The following is a 20,432-nucleotide window of genomic DNA, read 5'->3' as shown; positions in this document are numbered from 1 at the left end:
CCGAAGGGCCCACCGACATGACGGACACGGACAGCACCCCGGCCGCGCCCACCCGCCGGACCCTGATCGGCTGGGGCGGAGCGGGTCTCGCGCTCGGCGCCGCCGCGGCCGGCGGCGCGGCCGCGATGACCCGCGCCGGGAACGACGTGGACCCGGCCGGTGCCGCGACGGGTGCCGCGATCGCCTTCCACGGCACCCACCAGGCGGGCATCGCCACGCCCGTGCAGGACCGGCTGCACTTCGCCGCGTTCGACGTGAGGACCACCGACCGGGCCGCTTTCGTCCAGCTCCTGAAGGACTGGACGCGGGCCGCCCGGCAGATGGCCGGGGGCGAGCCGGTCGGTGAGGGCGCCTACGGCGGGCTCGCCGAGGCGCCGCCGGACGACACCGGCGAGGCGCTGGGGCTCAAGCCGTCCCGGCTGACGCTGACGATCGGCTTCGGACCGTCCCTGTTCGCGAAGTTCGGGCTCGAGGGGCAGCGGCCCGAGGCTCTGGTGGACCTGCCGAAGTTCGCGGGGGACAACCTGGACGCCAACCGCAGCGGCGGCGACCTGTGCGTGCAGGCCTGCGCGGACGACCCGCAGGTCGCGGTGCACGCGATCCGCAACCTGGCCCGCATCGGCATGGGCAGGGCCGTCATCCGCTGGTCGCAGCTCGGCTTCGGCAAGACCTCCTCCACCACGCCCGACGCGCAGACCCCGCGCAACCTGATGGGCTTCAAGGACGGCACGCGCAACATCGCGGGCACCGAGAAGGACCGCCTGGAGAAGTTCGTCTGGGTCGGCGAGAAGGACGGCCCCGCCTGGATGACGGGCGGCTCCTACCTCGTCGCCCGCCGCATCCGCATGCACATCGAGACCTGGGACCGCACCTCGCTGCAAGAGCAGGAGGACGTCTTCGGCCGCGACAAGGGCGAGGGCGCCCCGGTCGGCAAAGCCAAAGAGCGCGACGAGCCGTTCCTGAAGGCCATGAAGCCCGACGCGCACGTGCGGCTCGCCCACCCCGACTCCAACCACGGGGCGACGCTGCTGCGCCGCGGCTACTCCTTCACCGACGGCACCGACGGCCTGGGCCGGCTGGACGCCGGCCTGTTCTTCCTCGCCTACCAGCGCGACGTGCGCGAGGGGTTCATCCCCGTCCAGCGCAACCTCGCCACGGACGCGCTCAACGAGTACATCCAGCACGTGGGTTCGGCCGTCTTCGCGATCCCGCCCGGCCTCCGGGACGCGGACGACTGGTGGGGCCGCACCCTGTTCGCCAAGGAGGCCTAGCCCGTGTTCTCGAACTACCTGATCGGACTGCGCGAGGGCCTGGAGGCCAGTCTCGTCGTCTGCATCCTCATCGCCTACCTGGTCAAGACCGGGCGCCGCGACGCCCTGAAGCCGGTCTGGACGGGCATCGCCGTCGCGGTGCTGCTCGCGCTGGGCTTCGGCTCCGCCCTCGAGTTCGGCTCCCAGGAGCTGACGTTCGAGGCGCAGGAGGCGCTGGGCGGCTCGCTGTCGATCCTCGCCGTCGTCCTGGTGACGTGGATGGTGTTCTGGATGCGGCGCACCGCGCGGCACCTGAAGTCGGAGCTGCACGGCAAGCTGGACGCGGCCCTCGCGATGGGCACCGGCGCGCTGGTGGCGACCGCGTTCCTCGCGGTGGGCCGCGAGGGGCTGGAGACGGCCCTGTTCGTGTGGGCGTCCGTGCACGCCGCCGGTGACGGCACCCCGCGTCCGCTGATCGGCGTGGCGCTCGGCCTGGCCACGGCGGTCCTGCTGGGCTGGCTGTTCTACCGCGGCGCCCTGCGCATCAACCTGGCGAAGTTCTTCACCTGGACGGGCGGCATGCTGGTCGTCGTCGCGGCGGGCGTGCTGGCGTACGGCGTGCACGACCTCCAGGAGGCCGACTGGGTTCCGGGCCTGACGGACAAGGCGTTCGACATCAGCGGCACGATCCCGCCGGACAGCTGGTACGGCACGCTGCTGAAGGGCGTGTTCAACTTCCAGCCCGACCCGACGGTCCTCCAGGTCACGGTGTGGCTGCTGTACCTCGTCCCGGCACTCGCGCTCTTCCTCGCCCCGGTAGGGTTCGCCTCCGGGAAGGGGAGGGTGAACGCACCTGATGAGCAGGGAACGCAGCCTGACGACCGGCCGTCCACGGCGCCGCGGGCGTGACCGCAACGCACTGATCGCCGTCTCGCTCACCGCCGTCACGCTGACGGCGAGCGGATGTGTCGTGGTGCACGGGGAGCGCGAGGTGCTCCCCGCGGCCACGAAGGCCGAGGCGGCCAGGGCGGTCGAGCAGTTCACGACCGCCTACAACAAGGCCGACGCGGCCTACGACCCCTCCCTCGACGCCGCGTACACCACCGGGGCGCTCGGCGCGATCGACGCGGCCCGGCTGAAGGCGGGGCGCGTCAACCACCCGGACGGCAACCCGCGGCACAAGCCGCTGGCGCTGACCGACGTCCGCTACACCATCCCCAAGAAGCCCGGCTGGCCCCGCTGGTTCGTCGCCGACGCCCGCGCCAACAAGGGCGGCGACGCGCGCTGGGTGCTGGTGTTCACCCGCGGCGGCCGGTCCGAGCCGTGGCAGGCGGCGTACCTCACGCTGGTGGCGCCGGAGGCGCTGCCGGAGTTCCCCGCGGACGAGGACGGCTGGGCCGAGGCCGTGCCGGTGGACGGCACCGGGCCGGCGCGCCCGCCCGCCGGGCTGAGCGGTGACTACGCGACGTACCTGAAGGACGGCGGGGACACGTTCGCCGACGGCCCGTACACCAGTGAGCTGCGCTCCACGCGGGCGAAGAACTCCAGCAGGCCGGGTCTGGCCACGCAGTACATCGACGAGCCGCTGACGAACGGCGACTTCGCGCCGCTGGCGCTGCGCACGGCGGACGGCGGGGCGGTGGTGTTCTTCGCCACGCACCACTTCGTGAAGCAGACGGCGGCGGCGGGGGCGGCGGTGCCCGCGCCCAACGAGGACGTCCGGGCGCTGACCACCGGGAAGATCGAGCAGGCGCTGACGATGGAGTTCGTGGCCAACGAGATGGCCGTGGTGCCGGGCGCCTCCGGCGGCGGGAAGGTGACGCTGGTGAGCCGGGTGGAGGGGCTCACGGGCGCGAAGGGCGAGTAGGGGCGCGGGCCCCGCTCAGTGCCGGGTGGGCCAGGTCTCCGTCGCCCGGTCCTCGCCGACGAACCTGGCGCAGGCGTCGGTCAGCGGTTCCAGGAGGGTCAGCGGCTCCGGCAGGGGGTGTTCGGGACCGCGGAGCCAGTGCACGGACTGGCCGTCGTCGCCGGGGAGGCGGGACGGGGGGACCAGGACGTAGGAGCCCCGGCAGTGCCAGCGCAGGCCGGGGTGCTCGTCCATCGTCTCGGGGTGGCAGTCCAGCTCGCAGGGCCACCACTCGTCCTCGTCCTCGGGGGTGCCGCGGGTGAGGGTGAAGAACAGCATGCGGCCGTCGTCGCTCTCGGCGACCGGGCCGACCTCCACGCCGGCGCCGAGCAGGCGCTCCAGTGCCTCGCGGCCGGCCTCCAGGGGGACGTCGAGGACGTCGTGGGTGGTGCCGGTGGCGGTGACGAAGTTGGCCTCGGGCTGGTGCCGGGCCCAGCGCTCGACCTGGGCGCGGTCGGTGGTGGACTGCGTGTGCCAGGCGAAGGAGACGGGGTGCCGGCCGGGCGTCGGACAGCCCACGCGGTCGCAGGAGCAGCGGTAGCCCGAGACGGGGTGGGCGGCGGGCGCGAGCGGCAGGCCCGCCGCGGCGGCGGCGAGCAGCAGGTCCTCACGGCCGCCGTCGTCGGAGGCCTCCTGGGGGCGGCGGCCCCGCAGCCACCGGGAGATCCTGCTCTGCCGGCCGGTCCGGCCGCCGAACTCCGCGCTCATCTATCCCCTTCGCCTCGCTGTGGTGCGGACAGCATGCCCTATGGTCCCACCATCCGGCGCATCGGGGGTCCGGAGCCCCAAAAGGGGCAGGTGGGACGATCGGTGCCGATACGGTCCGTGGGCACGGACGGGGTCAGCGGGGCGCGAGGCCGTACAGCGCGTAGTCGACGAGGGTGTCGGTGTACTCGTAGGAGATCGGGCCCGTGTACTGGAGCCAGCGCTGGGTCAGCGGCGAGATGAAGAACTCCAGGGCGATGCGCGGGTCGATCTCGGGGCGGACCTGGCCGGCCCGCTGGGCGGCGCGCAGCCGGTCGACGTAGAGCCGGAGGTTCGGCTCCATGAGCTGGGCCGTGAAGCGGCGGCCGACCTCCTCGTCGACCACGCCCTCGGCGGCGAGGGCCCGGGAGGGCGCCTCGAAGCGGGGGTCCGTCAGCTGGTCGACGGTGGCCCGCAGCACGGCCTTGATGTCGGCGGCGAGGTCGCCGGTGTCGGGGATGGCGTACGGTTCCCCGCCGGCGTCCCGGGAGGCCTGGGAGCTGAGGTCGAGGAACGCCTCCAGCAGGACGTCGGCCTTCGAGTCCCACCAGCGGTAGATGGTCTGCTTGCCGACGCCGGCGCGGGCGGCGATGCCCTCGACGGTGGTCCTCGGATAGCCGACCTCCGCCACCAGGGCGAGCGCGGCGTCGTAGATCGCGCGCCGGGACCGCTCGCTGCGGCGGGTGGTGTCGGGGGTCGGCTTTCCGGGCTGGGTGACCATGGGACGACCGTACCAAGAGCGTGAGACGGGCCGTCTCGCCCGCTCTCTGCGGCCGTGGGGGCTACTCCCCCGGGTAGCGCACGCCGATCCGCTCGCGGACGGCGTCCAGCGTCCGCATCACGGCGAGGGTGCCGTCGAGCGGGACGAGCGGGGACTCGGTCTCCCCCGCCCGCAGCGCCCGCATCACCTCGCGGGCCTCGTGCTGCATCGTCGTCCGGGGCCCGTCGGCCGGGTCGGCGGTGAACTCCTCGGGGTCGCGGCCGGTCCGGTGCAGGACGAAGCGGTCGGGGTGGAAGAAGCCCGCGGGGATGTCGATGCGGCCCCGCGAGCCGGTGACCGAGGCGGTGGTGCCGGTGCCGCCGGACAGGGAGCAGTGCAGGGCGGCGAGCGCGCCGGAGTCCCAGGACAGGGCGGCCGCCGTCTGGAGGTCGACGCCCTCGGGGGAGAGCACGGCCTGCGCGGAGACGCCCGTGGGCTCGCCCAGCAGCAGGTGGGCGAAGGAGACCGGGTAGACGCCCAGGTCGAGGAGGGCGCCGCCGCCCTGGGCGGGGTCGCGCAGCCGGTGCGCGGGCGGGAAGGGGCCCTCCAGGCCGAAGTCGGCCTGCACGGTCCGCACCTCGCCGATCGCGCCGTCGTCGACGAGCGCCTTCAGGCGTCGGATCGCGGGGTTGCAGTACATCCACATGGCTTCCATCAGGAAGCGCCCGTTGTCGCGGGCCAGGGCGACGAGTTCGGCGGCCTCGCGCAGGTTCAGCGTGAACGGCTTCTCGCACAGCACGTCGCGGCCGGCCTCCAGGCACAGGCCGGCGGCGGCGCGGTGCGCGGAGTGCGGGGTGGCCACGTAGACGACATCGATGTCCGCGTCCTTGGCCAGGGTCTCCCAGTCGCCGTACGCCCGGGGTATCCCGAAGCGCTCGGCGAACGCCCGCGCCGAGTCCTCGGTGCGGGACGCGACCGCGACCACCTCCGCGTCCGGCAGATCGATCAGGTCCGCGGTGAACGCGGCGGCTATCCCGCCGGTCGCCAGAATCCCCCACCGCACCGTTTCCGTCGTCATTCGCCCACCCTCGTGCCGTCCCAGCAGTCCGTACGAGCTGAGAGCATAGGTGGCGCAGACGTCGCGGAGGGAGGGGCCACATGCCCGAGGGTGGGGCGATACCGGACGTGTCGAGGGCGTCCGGGACCGGGCGGGGGGCACCGCCGCCGGCGCGGCGCCGGGCTGGGCTGCTGGTCACCCTGGTGCTGGGCGGGCTGACCGCCACTCCCCCGCTGGCCATGGACATGTACCTGCCGTCGCTGCCGGAGGTCACCGACGCGCTGCGCGCGCCCGCCGCGACCGTGCAGCTCACGCTGACCGCGTGCCTGGCCGGGATGGCGCTGGGGCAGCTGGTGGCCGGCCCGATGAGCGACCGCTGGGGCCGCCGCCGCCCGCTGCTGGCGGGGCTCGCCGTGTACGTCGTGGCGACGGCGCTGTGCGCGCTGGCGCCGACCGTGGAGCTGCTGGTCGCCTTCCGGCTGGCGCAGGGGCTGGCGGGCGCGGCCGGGATCGTGATCGCGCGGGCCATGGTGCGCGACCTGTACGACGGCGTGGCCATGGCCCGCTTCTTCTCCACCCTGATGCTGATCTCGGGCGTCGCCCCGGTGGTGGCGCCGCTGATCGGCGGGCAGATCCTGCGCGTGACGGACTGGCGGGGGGTCTTCGTGGTCCTCACCGCCGTCGGGATCCTGCTGGCCGCCGTCGTGGCGGCGAGGCTGCCCGAGACGCTCCCGCGCGCCGCGCGTCACTCCGGCGGTGTCGGGGAGGCCCTGCGGTCGATGCGCGGGCTGCTCGCCGATCCGCCCTTCGTCGGCTCCCTGCTGACCGGCGGCTTCGCGTTCGCCGCGCTGTTCGCCTACATCTCGGCGTCGCCGTTCGTGATCCAGGAGATCTACGGCGCCTCGCCGCAGACGTTCAGCCTGCTGTTCGGCGTGAACTCGGTCGGGCTGGTCGTGGTCGGGCAGGTCAACGGCAGGCTGCTGGTCGGGCGGGTCCGACTGGAGCGGGTGCTGGCGGCCGGGCTCGGGGTCGTCGTGCTGGCCGCGGCCGCGCTGCTGCTGATGGCGACGGGCGTGTTCGGCGAGGCGGGGCTGGTGCCGGTGGCGGTCGCCCTGTTCGTGCTGATGTCCGCGATGGGCGTCGTCCTGCCCAACGCGCAGACCCTCGCGCTGCTGCGGGTCCGGCACTCCGCCGGGTCCGCCTCCGCGCTCCTGGGGACCACCTCCTTCGCGATCGGCGCGGTCGCCTCCCCGCTCGTCGGTGTCGCCGGCGAGGACACCGCGGTCCCGATGGCCGTGGTGCAGCTGGTGGCCGCGGTGGCGGCGTCGGCCTGCTTCGTGGGAATGTGCCGCCCCCGAAAGGGCACGGGGGTGGGGGACAAAGCGTCGGGCGAGGGGCTTTCCGCTCGTGCGGGGTCGGAAGTGGGAGAGGACAGCTGAGCGCACCGAGACTGCGGGTCGACACCCCGGAGCGGGCCGGGCTCGACCCCGAGGAGCTGCGTCGCCTCGTGCGCGAGGTCCGGGCGCTGACCACCGGGGAGCGGCCCTGGGCGGCCGGTGCCGTCGTGGTCGCGGGGCGCGGGCCCGTCATCGCCGTGCAGGAGGCGGCGGGCTGGGCGGTCCGCTACGCCCGCTACGACCCCGTGGCCGACGCCGGTGTGGAACTGCCGCCCGCCGCCCGCGTGCCGATGACCGTCGACACGCCCTTCGACCTCGCGTCCCTCACCAAGCTGTTCACGGCCGTGGCGGCGGTGCAGCAGATCGAGCGCGGCACGCTGGGCATCGACGCGCGCGTGGGGGCGTACCTGCCCGACTTCCGGGCGGCCGCCGCCCACGACATCACCGTGCGTCGGCTCCTCACCCACACCTCGGGGCTGCGGCCCGAGCTGCCCCTGTACGACTGCGCCGACGACGCCGGGCGGCTGGAGCTGCTGCGGGAGGAGGCTCCGGTGGGCGAGCCCGGCGCGTACGTCTACTCGGACGTGAACATGCTGCTCCTCCAGCAGCTCCTCGAACGGCTCACCGGCCGCGCGCTCGACGTCCTGGTCCGCGACGGGATCACCCGTCCGCTGGGCATGGCGTCCACCGGCTTCGGGCCGTGCCCCGGCGCGGCCGCCACGGAGGACCAGCGGCGGCCGTGGGGAAAGGCCGACCGGGGGCCGCTGCGGGGCGAGGTGCACGACGAGAACGCGTGGGCGCTGGGCGGGGTGGCGGGTCACGCGGGGCTGTTCTCGACCGGGCCCGACCTCGCGGTGTTCTGCCGGGCGCTGCTGGCGGGCGGCGCGTACGGGCCCGCGCGGATCCTCGGGCCCGACTTCGTGGAGCTGCTGCTGACGCCGCCCGGCCTGGGCTTCGCGGTGGACCGGCCGTGGTTCATGGGGGAGCTGGCGGGGCGGGGAGCGGCGGGGCACACGGGGTTCACCGGGACGTCGCTGGTGCTCGACCCGGCGACGGACACGTTCCTGGTGCTGCTGGCCAACACGGTGCACCCGCGGCGCCGGGGGGCGGACAGCGCACCCCGCGCGGCGGCGGCCACGCGTCTGCGGCGGGCGGTGCGGTGAGGGTGCCGCGGAGGGCTCCGGGCGGGCGTCCGGGCCGGCGGGGCGCACTTACAATCTACGGGTGAACGACCCCGTATCCCCGGCGGAAGCCCTCCGTGAGCTGCTCGACGGGCTTCCGGCCCGGCAGGCCGGTCAGGCCGTGGAGCGGCTGATCGCCAACTACCGCGGGGCGACCCCGACCGACGCCCCCATCCTCCGCGACCGCGCGGACGTCGCCGCGTACGCCGCGTACCGCATGCCGGCCACCTTCGAGGCGGTCCGCTCCGCGCTCGGGGCGTTCGCGGACGCCGTGCCGGACTGGACGCCCGGCAGCCACGTCGACGTGGGCGGCGGGACGGGCGCGGCGATCTGGGCGGCCGCCGCGACCTGGCCGGGCCGGCGTCCGGTGACGGTGCTGGACTGGGCGGAGCCCGCCCTGGCCGTCGGCCGCGAACTCGCGGCGTCGAACCCGGCCCTGGAGCAGGTGCGCTGGGAGCGGGCCCGGATCGGCTCGGCACCGGCTCTGGAGGCGACCGACCTGGTCACCGTCTCGTACGTGCTCAACGAGCTGCCCGCCGCCGACCGCGCCACCCTGGTGGACGCCGCCGCCGCGGCCGCGCGGGCGGTGGTGATCGTCGAGCCGGGCACGCCGGACGGTTACGCCAGGATCATCGAGGCCCGGGACCGGCTGATCGCGGCCGGCTTCGCGGTCGCCGCCCCCTGCCCGCACAGCGCCGCCTGCCCGATCGTGCCCGGCGAGGACTGGTGCCACTTCTCGGCGCGGGTGAGCCGTTCCTCCCTGCACCGGCAGGTCAAGGGCGGCTCGCTGCCGTACGAGGACGAGAAGTTCGCCTATGTGGCGACCGCGCGCTTCCCCGTCGCCCCGGCCCCGTCCCGTGTGGTGCGGCGGCCGCAGATCCGCAAGGGCCAGGTGCTCCTCGACCTGTGCGAGGCCGAGGAGCGGCTGACGCGGACGACGGTGACGAAGCGGCACGGCGACCTGTACAGGGCGGCGCGGGACGCCGACTGGGGCGACGCCTGGCCGCCGGCCTGACCCGGACGGGTCCGGCTCAGGCCGGCTTGAGCCCCTGGTCGCCGACCTCGGTGACGAAGGAGGCGGCGGTGGTGACGGGGGCGCCGGGCCGGGTGACGTGGGGGACGGTCCTGAAGTCGGCGCGGGCGAGGTCGCGGCCGAGGGCGACGGTCACGTAGCCGCGCCGGCCGTCGTAGAACCTCATGTGCGGGTTGGCGGTGGTGCAGGTGGCCCAGGGGAGCTGCGCGCCGTCGCCGTAGGCCTGGTCGGAGCGGTACTGGCGGGTGTCGAGGACGTCGAACCGCGCGAGGTCGCCCCCGTGCAGGCGGCGGTACAGCCACGTGCCGGACCCGCCGGGGAGCTGGGGACGGCGCAGCGGCCGGTTCTCCCGGTCCGCCGGCGGACGTGACCCCCGGGGTATGGGTGAACTCTCAACCTGCACAAACGAACTTGAACGTTCCGCACCATAAGCGCCGGTCGGAGAACTATGCTCGGCATCTCCTCCACAAGAGCTTCACAGGTGGAGAGCCTGACTTCTGTGGACCACACCGAGGGGGGACGGCAGCCGTTCCGCGGCACCGGAATGGGGGTGGACCTCGCGCGACACGCGCGGGGTGCGCACCGGACCGCGGAACGGCTGCCACACCACGACGGTCCCCGTCGCGACAGGCCTCGTCACAACGGTCCCCGTCACGGTGGTGCCCGTCACCGCGGTCCGCCCGGGTGAAGTTCCCGGATGAAGATTCGGTCTCGGAAGCGTTTTCCCAGCTTCCCCACATCCCTCACCCAGGGCTGCTCAAAGGTTCCTCCCTAGTTTGAGGCCGCGCCCACAGCGGGCGCCAAGAACCTCCGAGGAACGGGATGTTTGGCATCTATCTCAAGCGCGAGCTGGGCCGGCGCAAGAAGGCCGCCCTGGTCGTCGCCCTGGGTCTGGCGCTCGGTATCGCCCTGGTCATCACCGTCAACTCGGTGTCGGCCGGCATGACGCAGGCACAGGACAAGGTCCTGCGGTCGCTGTACGGCCTGGGCACCGACATGACCGTCACCAAGGCCCGCACGGCGCCCACCGGGGACAGCTCCGGCGGCCCCGGATTCGAGTTCGACGCGAAGTCCGACGACGACGAGGACTCCGAGCAGAGTTCGGACCGGGTGATGACGCAGGGAGGCCAGGCCCTGAAGTCCTCGCTGGTGGCCGAGGTCGCCGGACAGAAGGGGGTGGCGAGCGCGGTCGGCGCCCTCACCCTGAACGTCACCAAGGTCGACGGTTCCTTCACCCAGGGCAAGGCGGAGAGTTCGTCCGGCGGCCAGAGCCAGGGGCAGGGCGGCCCCGGCGGGGGCGGCGGCAGCACCGCCGCACCCCGGGTGCAGGGCGGCGGCGCCTCCTTCGACGTCAACTCCTACTCCGTCGCCGGCGTCGACGTGGGCGACCAGGACCTCGGCCCGCTGGCCGGCTCCGCGATCAGCTCCGGCGTGACCTTCACCTCGGCGCAGAGCAACGCGAAGGTCGCGGTCGTCAGCACGTCGTACGCCGAGGAGAACTCGTACAAGGTCGGCTCGACGCTGACCATCTCCGGAACGAAGTACAAGGTCATCGGCCTCGCCACCCCCGAGAGCAGCGAGTCCGCGACCGACGTCTACCTGCCGCTGAAGCAGGCCCAGACGCTCGCCGACGCGGCCGGCCAGGTCACCACGATCTACGTCGAGGCCACCGACTCGCAGCAGATCGACTCCGTCAAGGCGGCCATCCAGAAGAACATCTCCGGTACGACCGTGACGACCTCCGCCGACCTGGCCGACACCGTCTCCGGCTCCCTGTCCACCGCCTCGGACCTGGCGACCGGCGTCGGCAGGTGGCTGTCGGTCGCGGTGCTGGCCGCGGCGTTCCTGGTGGCGGCGCTGCTCACCTCCTCCGCGGTGTCCCGGCGCGTGCGGGAGTTCGGCACGCTGAAGGCACTGGGCTGGCCGAGCCGCCGGGTCACCCGGCAGGTGGTCGGCGAGTCCGTGGTCAACGGCCTGCTGGGCGGCGTCCTCGGCATCGCGCTCGGCCTCGCGGCGGCGTACACGGTGACCGCGATCAGCCCGACGCTGACGGCGCAGCTCGGCGGCGGCGGGGGCGGCATGGGCGGCGGCCCCGGTGGCGGCGGCCCCGGCGGGCAGGCCGCGGGCAACACGATGGAGATCGCGCTGTCCGCACCCGTCTCCCTCACCACGGTCGCCCTCGCGGTGGGCCTCGCGGTCGCCGGCGGACTGATCGCCGGCGCCATGGGCGGCTGGCGCGCCTCCCGGATGCGCCCGGCGGACGCCCTGCGCAGCGTCTCCTGACCCGCCGTCACCTTCCTCACGGACTTCTTTTACGGAGAAACCCCCATGTACCAGCTCACCGGCGTCACCAAGCGCTACACGCGCGGCAAGGAGACGGTCGAGGCACTGCGCGGCGTCGACCTGACCATCGAGGACGGCGACCAGCTCGTCATCCAGGGCCCCACCGGCGGCGGCAAGTCGACGCTGCTCCAGATGATCGGCGCGCTCGACCGGCCCACCGAGGGCAGCGTCGAACTGGACGGCGTGGACCTCGCCCGCATCAGCGAGGCGAAGCTGACCCGGATGCGCGCCGAGAAGATCGGCATCATCTTCCAGTCGTTCAACCTCATCCCCACGCTGACCGCGCAGGAGAACGTGGAGACGGCCCTGGTGCCGCTCGGGGTCAGGCCCGCGGAGCGGCGCGAGCGGGCGGCGGAGGCACTGCGCTCGGTCGGGCTCGGCGAGCGCCTCGGCCACGCCCCCGCCGAACTCTCCGGCGGCCAGCAGCAGCGCGTGGCGATCGCCCGCGCGCTGGTCAAGAAGCCGAAGGTGCTGCTCGCCGACGAGCCCACCGGCAACCTCGACGAGGGCACCCGCGACGACATCATGGGCCTGCTGGAGGGGCTGTGGCACGAGTACGGGCTGACCTTCGTCATGGTCACGCACGACTCGTCGATCGCCCGGCGGGCCCCGCGGCTGGCGACGATCGACGCGGGACGGATCACGCTGACGGAACGGGCGGCGACCGCCGGCCGGTGAGCGGCACCGCGTCCGCGACCGCCGGCCGGTGAGCGACACCGCACCGGCCGCCCCGCCCCGCCACCCGAACGGCCGTCGGGGCGGGGCGGCCGGACGTGGGGAGTGCCACGGTGGATACGCGGAAGGGGCCGGCCCCGTCGTCCGTCCACCGCCTGTCCGCCCGCCCCTCGTCCGTCTCATCTCTCCGGGAGCCATCGTGACCTGCTACGACCGACGTGATCTGGGCCTGCTGCTGCTCCGGCTGGGAACCGGCGGGGTGCTGATGGCGCACGGCGCGCAGAAGCTGTTCGGCTGGTTCGGCGGCCACGGCCTGGAGGGCACCGGCCAGTTCATGGAGTCCGTCGGGTACGCCCCGGGCAAGGCGAGCGCCACGGCGGCGGGCCTGGCGGAGACCGGCGGCGGCGCGCTCCTCGCGCTGGGCCTGGCCACCCCGGCGGCGGGAGCCTCGGCGGCCGGCGCGATGACCGGCGCCTCCGCGGTCCACGTGCCCAACGGCTTCTTCGCGCAGAGCGGCGGCTACGAGTACGCGGCCTTCCTCGGCCTGACCGCGGCCGGCCTCGCCGTCACCGGCCCCGGCCGCCTCTCCCTGGACCACGCCCTCGGCCACACGGTCAACCGGGGCTGGATGGTCCCGGCGGCCCTGGGCGTGACGGCGGCGGCCACCGCGGTCGTCGTGGGCCTGCGCGCCAAGCGGCTGCGACGGCACGAGGAGGGCGAGCAGGAGGCCCTGTTCGAGGAGTGAGCACCAGGGGCGGCACCGCCGCGCCGCCCGTGCCGCCGTGCCGCCGTGCCGGGGGAACGGTCCCGGTCCGGCACCGTCGTTCGGGGGAGGACCGCTCTGGGCAGGCTGCCCGCATGGACGACAGCCGCCCCGACGCCCCGCCGCCCCCGCCCGCCCCCGCCGGGACGGACCTGTGGGGCACCGTCGACGCCCTGTGGGCCTGGCTCGACGCCCACCAGCCGATCGCCGGCCGGGAGGCCGTCCTCCTGCGCGTCCTGAAGCTGTCGGAGGAGGTCGGCGAGGCCGCGCAGGCGGTCATCGGCGCGACCGGCCAGAACCCCCGCAAGGGCGTCAGCCACACGTGGGAGGACGTGCAGGGCGAGCTGTGCGACGTGGCCATCACGGCCCTGGTGGCGCTGCGGACCCTGACCCCGAGGGCGGAGTCCGTGTTCGCGGGGCATCTGGCGCGGGTGGCGCAGCGGTCGTCGGGAAGCGCCGGCGGGTCCGCCGCGCGCTGACCCGCCGCCTCCCCGTCCCGCGCTGTTCGCAGAACCACCCGCCCCGGCCGCGCGTCCCTCTGTACGATCACCGCACGCGAGGCGGGGGCCGGCGGAGGGGGCGGGATGGACGACGACTGCGTGGCGCGCAGGGCCACTTGGCCGTGGCGGATCGGGGCGGCGATGACCGGGGCCGCCCTCGTGCTCGGCGGCTGCGGTTCGGGGGCCGACGACGAGGGAGCCGGGCCGAGTCCCTCGGCGTCCTCCCGGTCCACGGCCTCCTCCGGCGCCGCCCCGGCCGGCGCCTCCCCGTCCCCCTCGGGTGGCGAGGCGACGCCGCTGACGCCGTTCGAGGCGGACCCCGCCCGGGTCCCCCGGACGAAACCGCGGGCCCGGGCGCTGGCGGAGACGGTCGCGCTGGAGCCCGAGGCGTGGGGCGCGGACTTCCGGGCCCAGCGGCCGGCCGCGAGCGCCCCGGACACCGTGGCCGTGCTCGACGAGCGGTGCCGGTGGGAGCGGCGGCCGCTCCCGGCGAGCGTCCTGGCCTCGCTGTCCCGCTACAGCGAGCTCCCGGCCGCCGGGGGCAGGGGCGAGATCAAGGTGACCGCGGCGATCACCGTGCACGCCACGGTGCTCGACGCCGACGAACAGCTGGCCACCACGCTGGAGGAGCCGCTGCGCTGCCGGGAGCAGCAGGTCCGCGCCGACGAGCGGATCTCCGGGCTCATCTCGGCCGCCACCCCGTACGGCCAGGGCAACAACACCTACGCCGACGACCAGGTCGTGGAAATGGGTTCGTACCTCACCGGGAACAGCGAGCAGGCGTACCGCTGGTACGTCACCCGGCTCGGCACGGTGACCCTCGCGGTGTCGATGAAGGGCGGCCAGGGCTACTCGACCACCGAGCTGAACCAGTACGCGGCGCACGCCAACGTCACGATGCTCAACCGCGTGGAGTTCGCGCTCGGAGGGAAGAGCTGATGGAACCGCTGCGTTCGTCCGATCCCGCGCGCATCGCGGACCACCGCCTGCTCGGGCGGCTCGGCGCCGGGGGCATGGGGGTGGTGTACCTGGCGCGCACCCCCGGCGGCGCGCTGGTGGCGCTGAAGGTCCTGCTCGCCGAGTACGCCGAGGAGCCGGGCTTCAAGGAGCGGTTCCGCCGCGAGATCGAGGTCGCCCGGCGGGTCGACAGCCCCTGGGCCGTCCCCTTGGTGGACGCCGATCCGGACGCCGGGGCGCCGTGGCTGGCGACGGCGTTCGTGCCCGGCCCGTCGCTGGGCGAGGCGGTGACCGCGTACGGCCCCCTGCCGGAGCACGGGCTGCGGCTGCTCGGCGCCCGGCTGGCCGAGGCGCTGGGCGAGGTGCACCGGGCCGGGCTGGTCCACCGCGACCTGAAGCCGGGCAACGTGCTGATCGCGCACGACGGTCCGCGGCTCATCGACTTCGGCATCGCCCGGGCCCCGGAGGACGGGACGCTCACGGCGACCGGGATGGTCGTCGGCACGCCCGGCTACCTGTCGCCGGAGCAGGCCGAGGGGCGCGGCGGGGACGGCATCGGCCCGGCGAGCGACGTCTTCTCCCTCGGGTGCGTCCTGGCGTTCGCGGCGACCGGCCGGGCGCCGTTCGGCGGTGGGGCGGTCGACGCCCTGCTGTACCGGGCCGTGCACGATCCGGCGGATCTCGACGGGGTGCCCGCGGGCCTGCTCGGGGTGCTGGGCCGCTGTCTGGAGAAGGATCCGGCCCGGCGGCCGGACGCCGCGGAACTGGTGCGGGAGCTGGCGGCCGACGACGCGCCCCGGGACGGCGAGGCGGCCGACTGGCTGCCGGGTCCGGTCGCCGGGCTGATCGCCGAGCGCTCCGCCGCCGCACTCGCGCTGCCGGACATCGCGCACACGCTGGCGCCGGCCGACGCGCGGGTCGCTCCCGGCCCGGCGGAGCCCGACACGCGCGAGACGTCCGGGGCGCCGGAGCCGCGGGACGCCCGCCCGGCCGGCCGGCGCCGCTTCCTGCTGCTCGCCGGCGGGGCCGCGGCGCTGGCGGCGGGCGGGGGCGGGGCCTGGTGGGCGGCCGCACGGGACGACGGTCCGGGAGGCGGCGGGACCGGCACCATGCCCTCGCGCCGCCCGGTGCACACCGTCGCGCTGCACGGTGACCTCAGCGGCGCGCAGCGGGAGACGGGCAGGGCGCAGGAGCGCGGACTGCGGCTGGCCGTAGCGGAGTTCAACGCGCGCGGCGACGCCCCGTTCAGCGTGAAGGTCAGGTCCGTCGACGACGCGGGCGATCCGGCGGCCTCGGCCCGGCTGGCCGCGGAGCTGACGGCCGATCCGGCGGTCCTCGCCGTGGTCGGCCCGACCACCGACGCCACGGCGCAGACGGCGCTCGCGAAGTACGACGCAGGGCTGCTGCCGGTCGTCGCCGTGTCACCGGGGACGACCCTGCTGACCATCCAGGGGTTCCGTTCGTTCCTGCACGCACGGCTGCCCGACGCGGTGCTGCCCGTCTACGTCGGCAACTACCTGCGCGGCACCGCGCGCTCCCGCAAGGTCGGCATCGTCGTCGACCGGCCGGCCGGCAACTACGGGACGGATCTCGGCAGTTCCCTCAGCAACGCGCTCCGCAACGTGGGGCAGCCGTCGGTGCCCGAAGTGGTCAGCGCGATGCGCCGCGACTTCGGCGTCCCGGTGGACGCGGTGCTCTCCGCGGGCGCGGACTCGGTGTTCTTCGCCGGTCTGCCCGACCGGGGCGCGGCGCTCGCCGCGACGCTGCGGGAACGCGCCTTCCGGGGCGCGTGCGTGTCCGGCCCGGCGCTGCTCGACGGGCGGTTCCTGACCGACGCCCGGGAGGCGGCCGAGGGCTGGGTGATGGTGGCTCCGGTCGTCGACGCCACCGTCGAACCCGAGGCGAAGGGGTTCGCCGCCGCCTACCGCGAGCGCTTCGGGGAGGGGCCGCCCCGGTACGCGGCGGAGGCCTACGACGTGACCGGGATGCTGCTGAAGGCGCTGGCCGCGCTGCCGGCGAAGCAGCGCACCCGGGAGGACCTGCTCGCGGCCGTGCGGGCGGGGACGTACGAGGGCGTCACGAAGAAGTTCGCCTTCGAGAAGACCGGCGCGATGGTCATCGACGGCACCGGCGGCTTCCTCTGGCGGGTCGAGCAGGGCGACTTCGTGTACGGCGGCCCCGCGCCGCTCACCGTGTGAGGGAGCCCGTCTGATGGAGCCGCTGCGGACCGGCGACCCGTCCCGGATCGGCCGCTACCGCCTGCTGCGGCGGCTGGGTGCCGGCGGCATGGGCGTGGTCTTCCTGGCCCGCGCGCCGGGCGGGGCGATCGCCGCGGTGAAGACGGTGCGGTCCTCGTACGCCGACGGGACGGGCTTCCGGGCCCGTTTCCGCCGTGAGGTGGAGGCCGCCCGGCAGGTGGACAGCCGCTGGGTGGTGCCGTTGCTGGACGCGGACGCCGACGCGGAGACGCCGTGGCTGGCGACCTCGTACGTGCCGGGGCCCTCGCTCGCCGAGGCGGTGGAGTCCTTCGGGCCGCTGCCGCCGGCCTCCGTGCGGGTGCTGGGCGTGCGGCTCGCCGAGGCGCTCGAGGCGGTGCACGCGGCCGGTCTCGTGCACCGGGACGTGAAGCCGGGCAACGTCCTGCTGGCGCCGGACGGGCCCCGGCTCATCGACTTCGGCATCGCCCGCGCCCCGGAGGCCACCGCGCTCACCTCCAGCGGCGTGATCGTCGGCTCGCCCGGCTTCCTGTCGCCCGAGCAGGCGCGGGCGCGCAGCGGTGGGATCGGGCCGCCCAGCGACGTGTTCTCGCTGGGGTGCGTGCTGGCGTTCGCCGGGACCGGGGTGCGGCCGTTCGGCGACGGCGGGGCGGCGGGCATGCTGCTGCGCACGGTCTACGAGGAGCCGGACCCGGCGTCGCTCCCGGACGGCCTGGCGCCCCTGCTGCGATCCTGTCTGCACAAGGATCCGGCCGGCCGCCCGGACCTCGCGCGACTGCGCGGGGCGCTCGCGGAAGGGGCCGCGGCCGGCCTCGCCGAACGGCCGGACTGGCTGCCCGCCCGGGTCACCCGGCTGATCAACGACCGGTCCGCGGCCGTGCTCACCCTCGGCGCGATCGAGCCGACCCAGGTGTCCGCGCCGTCGAGCGCGACGGACACGGCCGGCGCGGCGGACACGGCGGGCGCAGCGGACACGGCGGGCGCGGCCGGCCCGGTGTCGCCGGAGGCCGCGACGCTGACGTCCGTCACGGCCCCCCGGCCCGCCCCCCGTTCCCTCGGCCGCCGCGGCTTCCTGCGCCTCGGCTCGACGGCGGGGGTCCTCGCGGCGGGCGGTGGCGGGGCCTGGTGGTGGAGCACCCGGCCGGAGCCGGGCGCGGCAACCCCCTCCGGGACCGGCCGGCCGCGCCCCGAGCTGGTGGTGGCGTTCCACGGCGATCTGACCGGCTCCCGGAAGGAGACCGGGAACACCCAGCTCAGAGCGGCCCGGCTGGCCGTCGAACGGATCAACTCCGGCAGCGGCCACCCCTTCCGGCTGACACTGCGGGAGTACGACGACGGCGGCGACCCCAAGCGGGCCGGCGAGCTGGCCGCCCGGCTGGCGAAGGACACCGGGGTCCTCGCCGTGCTGGGTCCCACCACCGACGCCTGCTTCGTCGCGTCCGAGGTCACGTACACCAAGGCGGTGATGCCCGTCGTGTCCGTCTCGGTGGGCACCGACACCCGGACCACGACGATCGACACGAACCTCTTCCACTGCCACGCGGCGCTGAGTGTCACGGAGGACTTCTTCGCCACCCCCGTCGTCAGCTACCTCGGCAACCACGTCGACGCCCGCAACGCGTTCCTCGTGGACGACCGGGCGCAGGGCGACTTCGCCTGGACCCTGTGCGAGCAGGCCGAGCTGGCGCTGCGGCAGTCCGGCCGGGACACCACGGTGGCCCACGTCGCCGCCGGGAAGATCGACCACGTGTCGCTCGCCGCCCGGGCGATGTCCAGCGGGGCGGACGCGGTCGTCTTCACCGGCGACGCGGTCCGGGCCGCCGGACTCGCGTCGGCGCTGGGCTCCGCCGGGTTCACCGGCACCCGGATGGCGACGGAACGCGCCTTCGACCCGCGGTTCCTCACCTCGGCCGGCTCCGCCGCCGACGGCTGGGTCCTCACGACCGCCTTCACCGACCCGGCGGCCCGCCCGGCCGGCCGGGCCTTCACCGAGGCCTACCGCGCCCGCTACGGCACCGCCCCCGGCCGGTACGCGGCGGAGGCCCACGATGCCGTGATGTTCCTGGCCCGGGCCTGCGTCAAGGACGGCACGGTCCTGAGGGAACGGGGCGCGATCGCCCGCCGGATGCCCGAGATCACGTACGAGGGCATCACCAGGACCGTCCGGTACGAGGAGGGCTACGGCTACAACCACGACGCGATGTTCCTGTTCCGGGCGGCCGACGGGGCGTTCCGGTACCTGGGGCAGTATCAGGAGGCGGCGGTCTCCTGAGGGAACGGCCGCGGCGGGCAGGGTGAACGATCCGTGCTCCCTGCCCGACGGCGTGCTGCGCGACAAGCTCGGCATCACCGACCGTCGACTGCTCGCGGCAGCGGAGGCGGACATCATCCGGGCACGCCTCGTCCTGCTCACCGAACGCCCCTGCCCGGCGCGGACGCGGTGACCGGCGTCCGACAGGCATCGGGCCGAAACGAGCGCGGCGATCGCCCGACCCGTCGGCGGCCGGACTCGTGAGATCACCCGCCGCCCGGCTCCGAAGGAGGCTCAGGCGTCCTGGGGCGGAGCGGCAGACGAGTCGGGCTGTACGCCGGGTTCTGTCGCCCGGTCGCCTCGCGGCGGCCGGGGAGACGGCCATCCATCTAGGACCGGCGTTGCCGCCGGCCTCGTGCGGTCTACCCGCGGACTCGGGCGGGCAGCCCTCGAACGTCCGCGCAGAGCGCTTTTCACGGCGCTCCTTTTGACCTTGCTCCGGGTGGGGTTTACCTAGCTGCCCAGGTCGCCCTGGGCACTGGTGGTCTCTTACACCACCGTTTCACCCTTACCCGGCGCCGAAGCGCCGGGCGGTCTGTTTTCTGTGGCACTGTCCCGCGGGTCACCCCGGGTGGCCGTTAGCCATCACCCTGCCCTGTGGAGCCCGGACGTTCCTCGGGAGGCCCCTGGGGGCTTCACGCGGCCGTCCGCCCGGCTCGTCTGCCGTGCTGACCATGGTACCGGGCGACGGCTCAGAGGAAGTCCGCGGTCTCCAGGTCGAAGGCGAAGGGCTCGGGGAGGGTGAGGGGCTTGCCGAAGGGGAGCGTGGCGTGCTCCCGGTAGTCGTCGCGCCTCGGATCGCCGAAGAGTGTGACCTGGGAGGTGTCGCGGTCGACGAGGAGGTGAAGGGGGATGCCCGCGCGGGCGTGGCAGTGGCGCTTGGCCTCGCGGTCCGCGGTCGGCTTCGTGGACGTCACCTCCAGCACCATGGCGATGCCCTCACAGGGCATCCAGGGGCCCGCGTCCCCGAAGACGTCGAGATCGAGGGGCGCGAAGGTGGCGTCAGGGACCACGTGGTTCTTCGGGCACGCGCCTCCGCTCCTCAGCTTCAGTCCCTTGTTCCCGGAGAAGTCCATGTCGGTCCGGGACCGCCTGATCACCTGCCTGACGATCCGGCTGATGTACTTCTCGTGATCCCCGTCCGGCGGCGGTGTCACCACGATCTCCCCCTCGACGAGCTCCGCCCGGAAGCCTTCCGGGGTGTCCAGGGCGAGGAAGCCCTCCAGCAGGACCTCGTCCTGCGTGAGCGGCTCATGGGCCATGGCGGTCACGTCACGCCCCTCCTTCGGTCGCTCGCCGGACTGGGGCATCGGTGGATCACCTGTCCGTGGGATCGGGAACCGTTCTCCCGATCGTGGCACACGAGCGCCGTCCCGGCCGGTACTCCGCCCGCCCGGCC

Annotated in this window: 18 protein-coding genes, 1 other RNA gene and 1 pseudogene; 14 read left to right on the top strand and 6 right to left on the bottom strand. The window is 74.7% G+C overall.

Annotated elements, in window-relative coordinates:
• Window positions 1-17: 17 nt before the first annotated feature.
• From efeB to ACZ5FU_RS30270, 3 genes are read left to right on the top strand one after another with little or no spacing between them, the layout of a single operon-like run.
• Window positions 18-1,271, top strand: a complete 1,254-nt coding sequence (gene efeB, locus ACZ5FU_RS30280) for an iron uptake transporter deferrochelatase/peroxidase subunit (protein WP_469047464.1) — start codon at window positions 18-20, stop codon at window positions 1,269-1,271.
• Between the two features lie 3 nt (window positions 1,272-1,274).
• Window positions 1,275-2,159, top strand: coding sequence for an iron uptake transporter permease EfeU (efeU, locus tag ACZ5FU_RS30275; RefSeq protein WP_451526513.1), 885 nt, complete (start codon window positions 1,275-1,277; stop codon window positions 2,157-2,159).
• Window positions 2,107-3,117, top strand: a complete 1,011-nt coding sequence (locus tag ACZ5FU_RS30270; protein ID WP_451526514.1) for an SCO2278 family lipoprotein — start codon at window positions 2,107-2,109, stop codon at window positions 3,115-3,117. The genes efeU and ACZ5FU_RS30270 overlap by 53 nt, the downstream gene beginning before the upstream one ends.
• A gap of 15 nt (window positions 3,118-3,132) precedes the next feature.
• Here the strand turns inward: ACZ5FU_RS30270 and ACZ5FU_RS30265 are convergent, their stop codons facing one another.
• The 3 genes from ACZ5FU_RS30265 to ACZ5FU_RS30255 form a co-directional block, all read right to left on the bottom strand.
• Entirely contained in the window at window positions 3,133-3,864 is a 732-nt protein-coding gene (locus ACZ5FU_RS30265; RefSeq protein WP_469047462.1) for a bifunctional DNA primase/polymerase, read from the bottom strand.
• A 133-nt stretch (window positions 3,865-3,997) separates the two neighbouring features.
• Window positions 3,998-4,621, bottom strand: a complete 624-nt coding sequence (locus ACZ5FU_RS30260; RefSeq protein WP_468643564.1) for a TetR/AcrR family transcriptional regulator — start codon at window positions 4,619-4,621, stop codon at window positions 3,998-4,000.
• A 61-nt stretch (window positions 4,622-4,682) separates the two neighbouring features.
• The gene (locus tag ACZ5FU_RS30255; RefSeq protein ID WP_451526517.1) at window positions 4,683-5,678 is read right to left on the bottom strand and encodes a Gfo/Idh/MocA family protein; all 996 of its coding nucleotides are present in this window, start codon (window positions 5,676-5,678) and stop codon (window positions 4,683-4,685) included.
• A gap of 80 nt (window positions 5,679-5,758) precedes the next feature.
• Here ACZ5FU_RS30255 and ACZ5FU_RS30250 point away from each other — a divergent pair, with 80 nt between their 5' ends.
• The 3 genes from ACZ5FU_RS30250 (at window position 5,759) to ACZ5FU_RS30240 (ending at window position 9,250) form a co-directional block, all read left to right on the top strand.
• Window positions 5,759-7,096, top strand: coding sequence for a multidrug effflux MFS transporter (locus ACZ5FU_RS30250; RefSeq protein ID WP_468643561.1), 1,338 nt, complete (start codon window positions 5,759-5,761; stop codon window positions 7,094-7,096).
• Window positions 7,097-7,107: 11 nt separating this feature from the next.
• Window positions 7,108-8,217 carry a serine hydrolase domain-containing protein gene (locus tag ACZ5FU_RS30245; protein ID WP_468643680.1) on the top strand — a complete coding sequence of 370 codons (1,110 nt, stop codon included), beginning with the start codon at window positions 7,108-7,110 and terminating at the stop codon, window positions 8,215-8,217.
• Window positions 8,218-8,278: 61 nt separating this feature from the next.
• The gene (locus ACZ5FU_RS30240) at window positions 8,279-9,250 is read left to right on the top strand and encodes a small ribosomal subunit Rsm22 family protein (protein WP_468643559.1); all 972 of its coding nucleotides are present in this window, start codon (window positions 8,279-8,281) and stop codon (window positions 9,248-9,250) included.
• A 16-nt stretch (window positions 9,251-9,266) separates the two neighbouring features.
• Here ACZ5FU_RS30240 and ACZ5FU_RS30235 read toward each other — a convergent pair.
• Window positions 9,267-9,698: pseudogene (locus tag ACZ5FU_RS30235) on the bottom strand (alkaline phosphatase D family protein); the annotation flags it as partial.
• A gap of 392 nt (window positions 9,699-10,090) precedes the next feature.
• On the opposite strand from ACZ5FU_RS30235, the gene ACZ5FU_RS30230 reads away from it, so the two are divergent.
• From ACZ5FU_RS30230 to ACZ5FU_RS30195, 8 genes are all read left to right on the top strand, one after another.
• On the top strand, window positions 10,091-11,551 hold the full coding sequence (locus ACZ5FU_RS30230) for an ABC transporter permease (protein WP_468643557.1): 1,461 nt from the start codon (window positions 10,091-10,093) through the stop codon (window positions 11,549-11,551).
• 45 nt (window positions 11,552-11,596) lie between these two features.
• On the top strand, window positions 11,597-12,289 hold the full coding sequence (locus ACZ5FU_RS30225) for an ABC transporter ATP-binding protein (RefSeq protein WP_468643555.1): 693 nt from the start codon (window positions 11,597-11,599) through the stop codon (window positions 12,287-12,289).
• A 196-nt stretch (window positions 12,290-12,485) separates the two neighbouring features.
• Window positions 12,486-13,031 (top strand): DoxX family protein, encoded by a 546-nt coding sequence (locus ACZ5FU_RS30220; protein WP_468643553.1) that lies wholly within the window; start codon window positions 12,486-12,488, stop codon window positions 13,029-13,031.
• A 113-nt stretch (window positions 13,032-13,144) separates the two neighbouring features.
• Entirely contained in the window at window positions 13,145-13,528 is a 384-nt protein-coding gene (locus tag ACZ5FU_RS30215; protein ID WP_469047461.1) for a MazG-like family protein, read from the top strand.
• Between the two features lie 105 nt (window positions 13,529-13,633).
• The gene (locus tag ACZ5FU_RS30210) at window positions 13,634-14,488 is read left to right on the top strand and encodes a hypothetical protein (protein ID WP_469047460.1); all 855 of its coding nucleotides are present in this window, start codon (window positions 13,634-13,636) and stop codon (window positions 14,486-14,488) included.
• A complete protein-coding gene (locus ACZ5FU_RS30205; protein WP_468837099.1) occupies window positions 14,488-16,704 on the top strand; it encodes a bifunctional serine/threonine-protein kinase/ABC transporter substrate-binding protein in 2,217 nt (738 codons plus the stop codon). Before ACZ5FU_RS30210 ends, ACZ5FU_RS30205 begins: the two co-directional genes overlap by 1 nt.
• Window positions 16,705-16,717: 13 nt before the next feature.
• A complete protein-coding gene (locus ACZ5FU_RS30200) occupies window positions 16,718-18,994 on the top strand; it encodes a bifunctional serine/threonine-protein kinase/ABC transporter substrate-binding protein (RefSeq protein WP_468837096.1) in 2,277 nt (758 codons plus the stop codon).
• A 22-nt stretch (window positions 18,995-19,016) separates the two neighbouring features.
• Window positions 19,017-19,166 (top strand): hypothetical protein, encoded by a 150-nt coding sequence (locus ACZ5FU_RS30195; RefSeq protein WP_451526526.1) that lies wholly within the window; start codon window positions 19,017-19,019, stop codon window positions 19,164-19,166.
• 124 nt (window positions 19,167-19,290) lie between these two features.
• Here the strand turns inward: ACZ5FU_RS30195 and rnpB are convergent.
• Window positions 19,291-19,692, bottom strand: an RNA gene (rnpB, locus tag ACZ5FU_RS30190) — RNase P RNA component class A.
• A 33-nt stretch (window positions 19,693-19,725) separates the two neighbouring features.
• Window positions 19,726-20,295, bottom strand: coding sequence for a Uma2 family endonuclease (locus ACZ5FU_RS30185; protein WP_468837276.1), 570 nt, complete (start codon window positions 20,293-20,295; stop codon window positions 19,726-19,728).
• Window positions 20,296-20,432: the final 137 nt, after the last annotated feature.

The sequence above is a fragment of the Streptomyces sp. NPDC031554 genome, from assembly GCF_055580685.1.
Note: the sequence above shows the minus strand (reverse complement) of the source record. Positions and strands in the feature narration are given on the sequence as shown.

What these genes read in the sequence shown, in the direction of transcription:
- efeB (WP_469047464.1), top strand. Translation starts at nt 18, where the DNA reads ATGACGGACACGGACAGCACCCCGGCCGCGCCCACCCGCCGGACCCTG.
- ACZ5FU_RS30270 (WP_451526514.1), top strand. Translation starts at nt 2,107, where the DNA reads ATGAGCAGGGAACGCAGCCTGACGACCGGCCGTCCACGGCGCCGCGGG.
- ACZ5FU_RS30265 (WP_469047462.1), bottom strand. Translation starts at nt 3,864, where the DNA reads ATGAGCGCGGAGTTCGGCGGCCGGACCGGCCGGCAGAGCAGGATCTCC.
- ACZ5FU_RS30260 (WP_468643564.1), bottom strand. Translation starts at nt 4,621, where the DNA reads ATGGTCACCCAGCCCGGAAAGCCGACCCCCGACACCACCCGCCGCAGC.
- ACZ5FU_RS30255 (WP_451526517.1), bottom strand. Translation starts at nt 5,678, where the DNA reads ATGACGACGGAAACGGTGCGGTGGGGGATTCTGGCGACCGGCGGGATA.
- ACZ5FU_RS30250 (WP_468643561.1), top strand. Translation starts at nt 5,759, where the DNA reads ATGCCCGAGGGTGGGGCGATACCGGACGTGTCGAGGGCGTCCGGGACC.
- ACZ5FU_RS30230 (WP_468643557.1), top strand. Translation starts at nt 10,091, where the DNA reads ATGTTTGGCATCTATCTCAAGCGCGAGCTGGGCCGGCGCAAGAAGGCC.
- ACZ5FU_RS30225 (WP_468643555.1), top strand. Translation starts at nt 11,597, where the DNA reads ATGTACCAGCTCACCGGCGTCACCAAGCGCTACACGCGCGGCAAGGAG.
- ACZ5FU_RS30215 (WP_469047461.1), top strand. Translation starts at nt 13,145, where the DNA reads ATGGACGACAGCCGCCCCGACGCCCCGCCGCCCCCGCCCGCCCCCGCC.
- ACZ5FU_RS30210 (WP_469047460.1), top strand. Translation starts at nt 13,634, where the DNA reads ATGGACGACGACTGCGTGGCGCGCAGGGCCACTTGGCCGTGGCGGATC.
- ACZ5FU_RS30205 (WP_468837099.1), top strand. Translation starts at nt 14,488, where the DNA reads ATGGAACCGCTGCGTTCGTCCGATCCCGCGCGCATCGCGGACCACCGC.
- ACZ5FU_RS30200 (WP_468837096.1), top strand. Translation starts at nt 16,718, where the DNA reads ATGGAGCCGCTGCGGACCGGCGACCCGTCCCGGATCGGCCGCTACCGC.
- ACZ5FU_RS30185 (WP_468837276.1), bottom strand. Translation starts at nt 20,295, where the DNA reads ATGGCCCATGAGCCGCTCACGCAGGACGAGGTCCTGCTGGAGGGCTTC.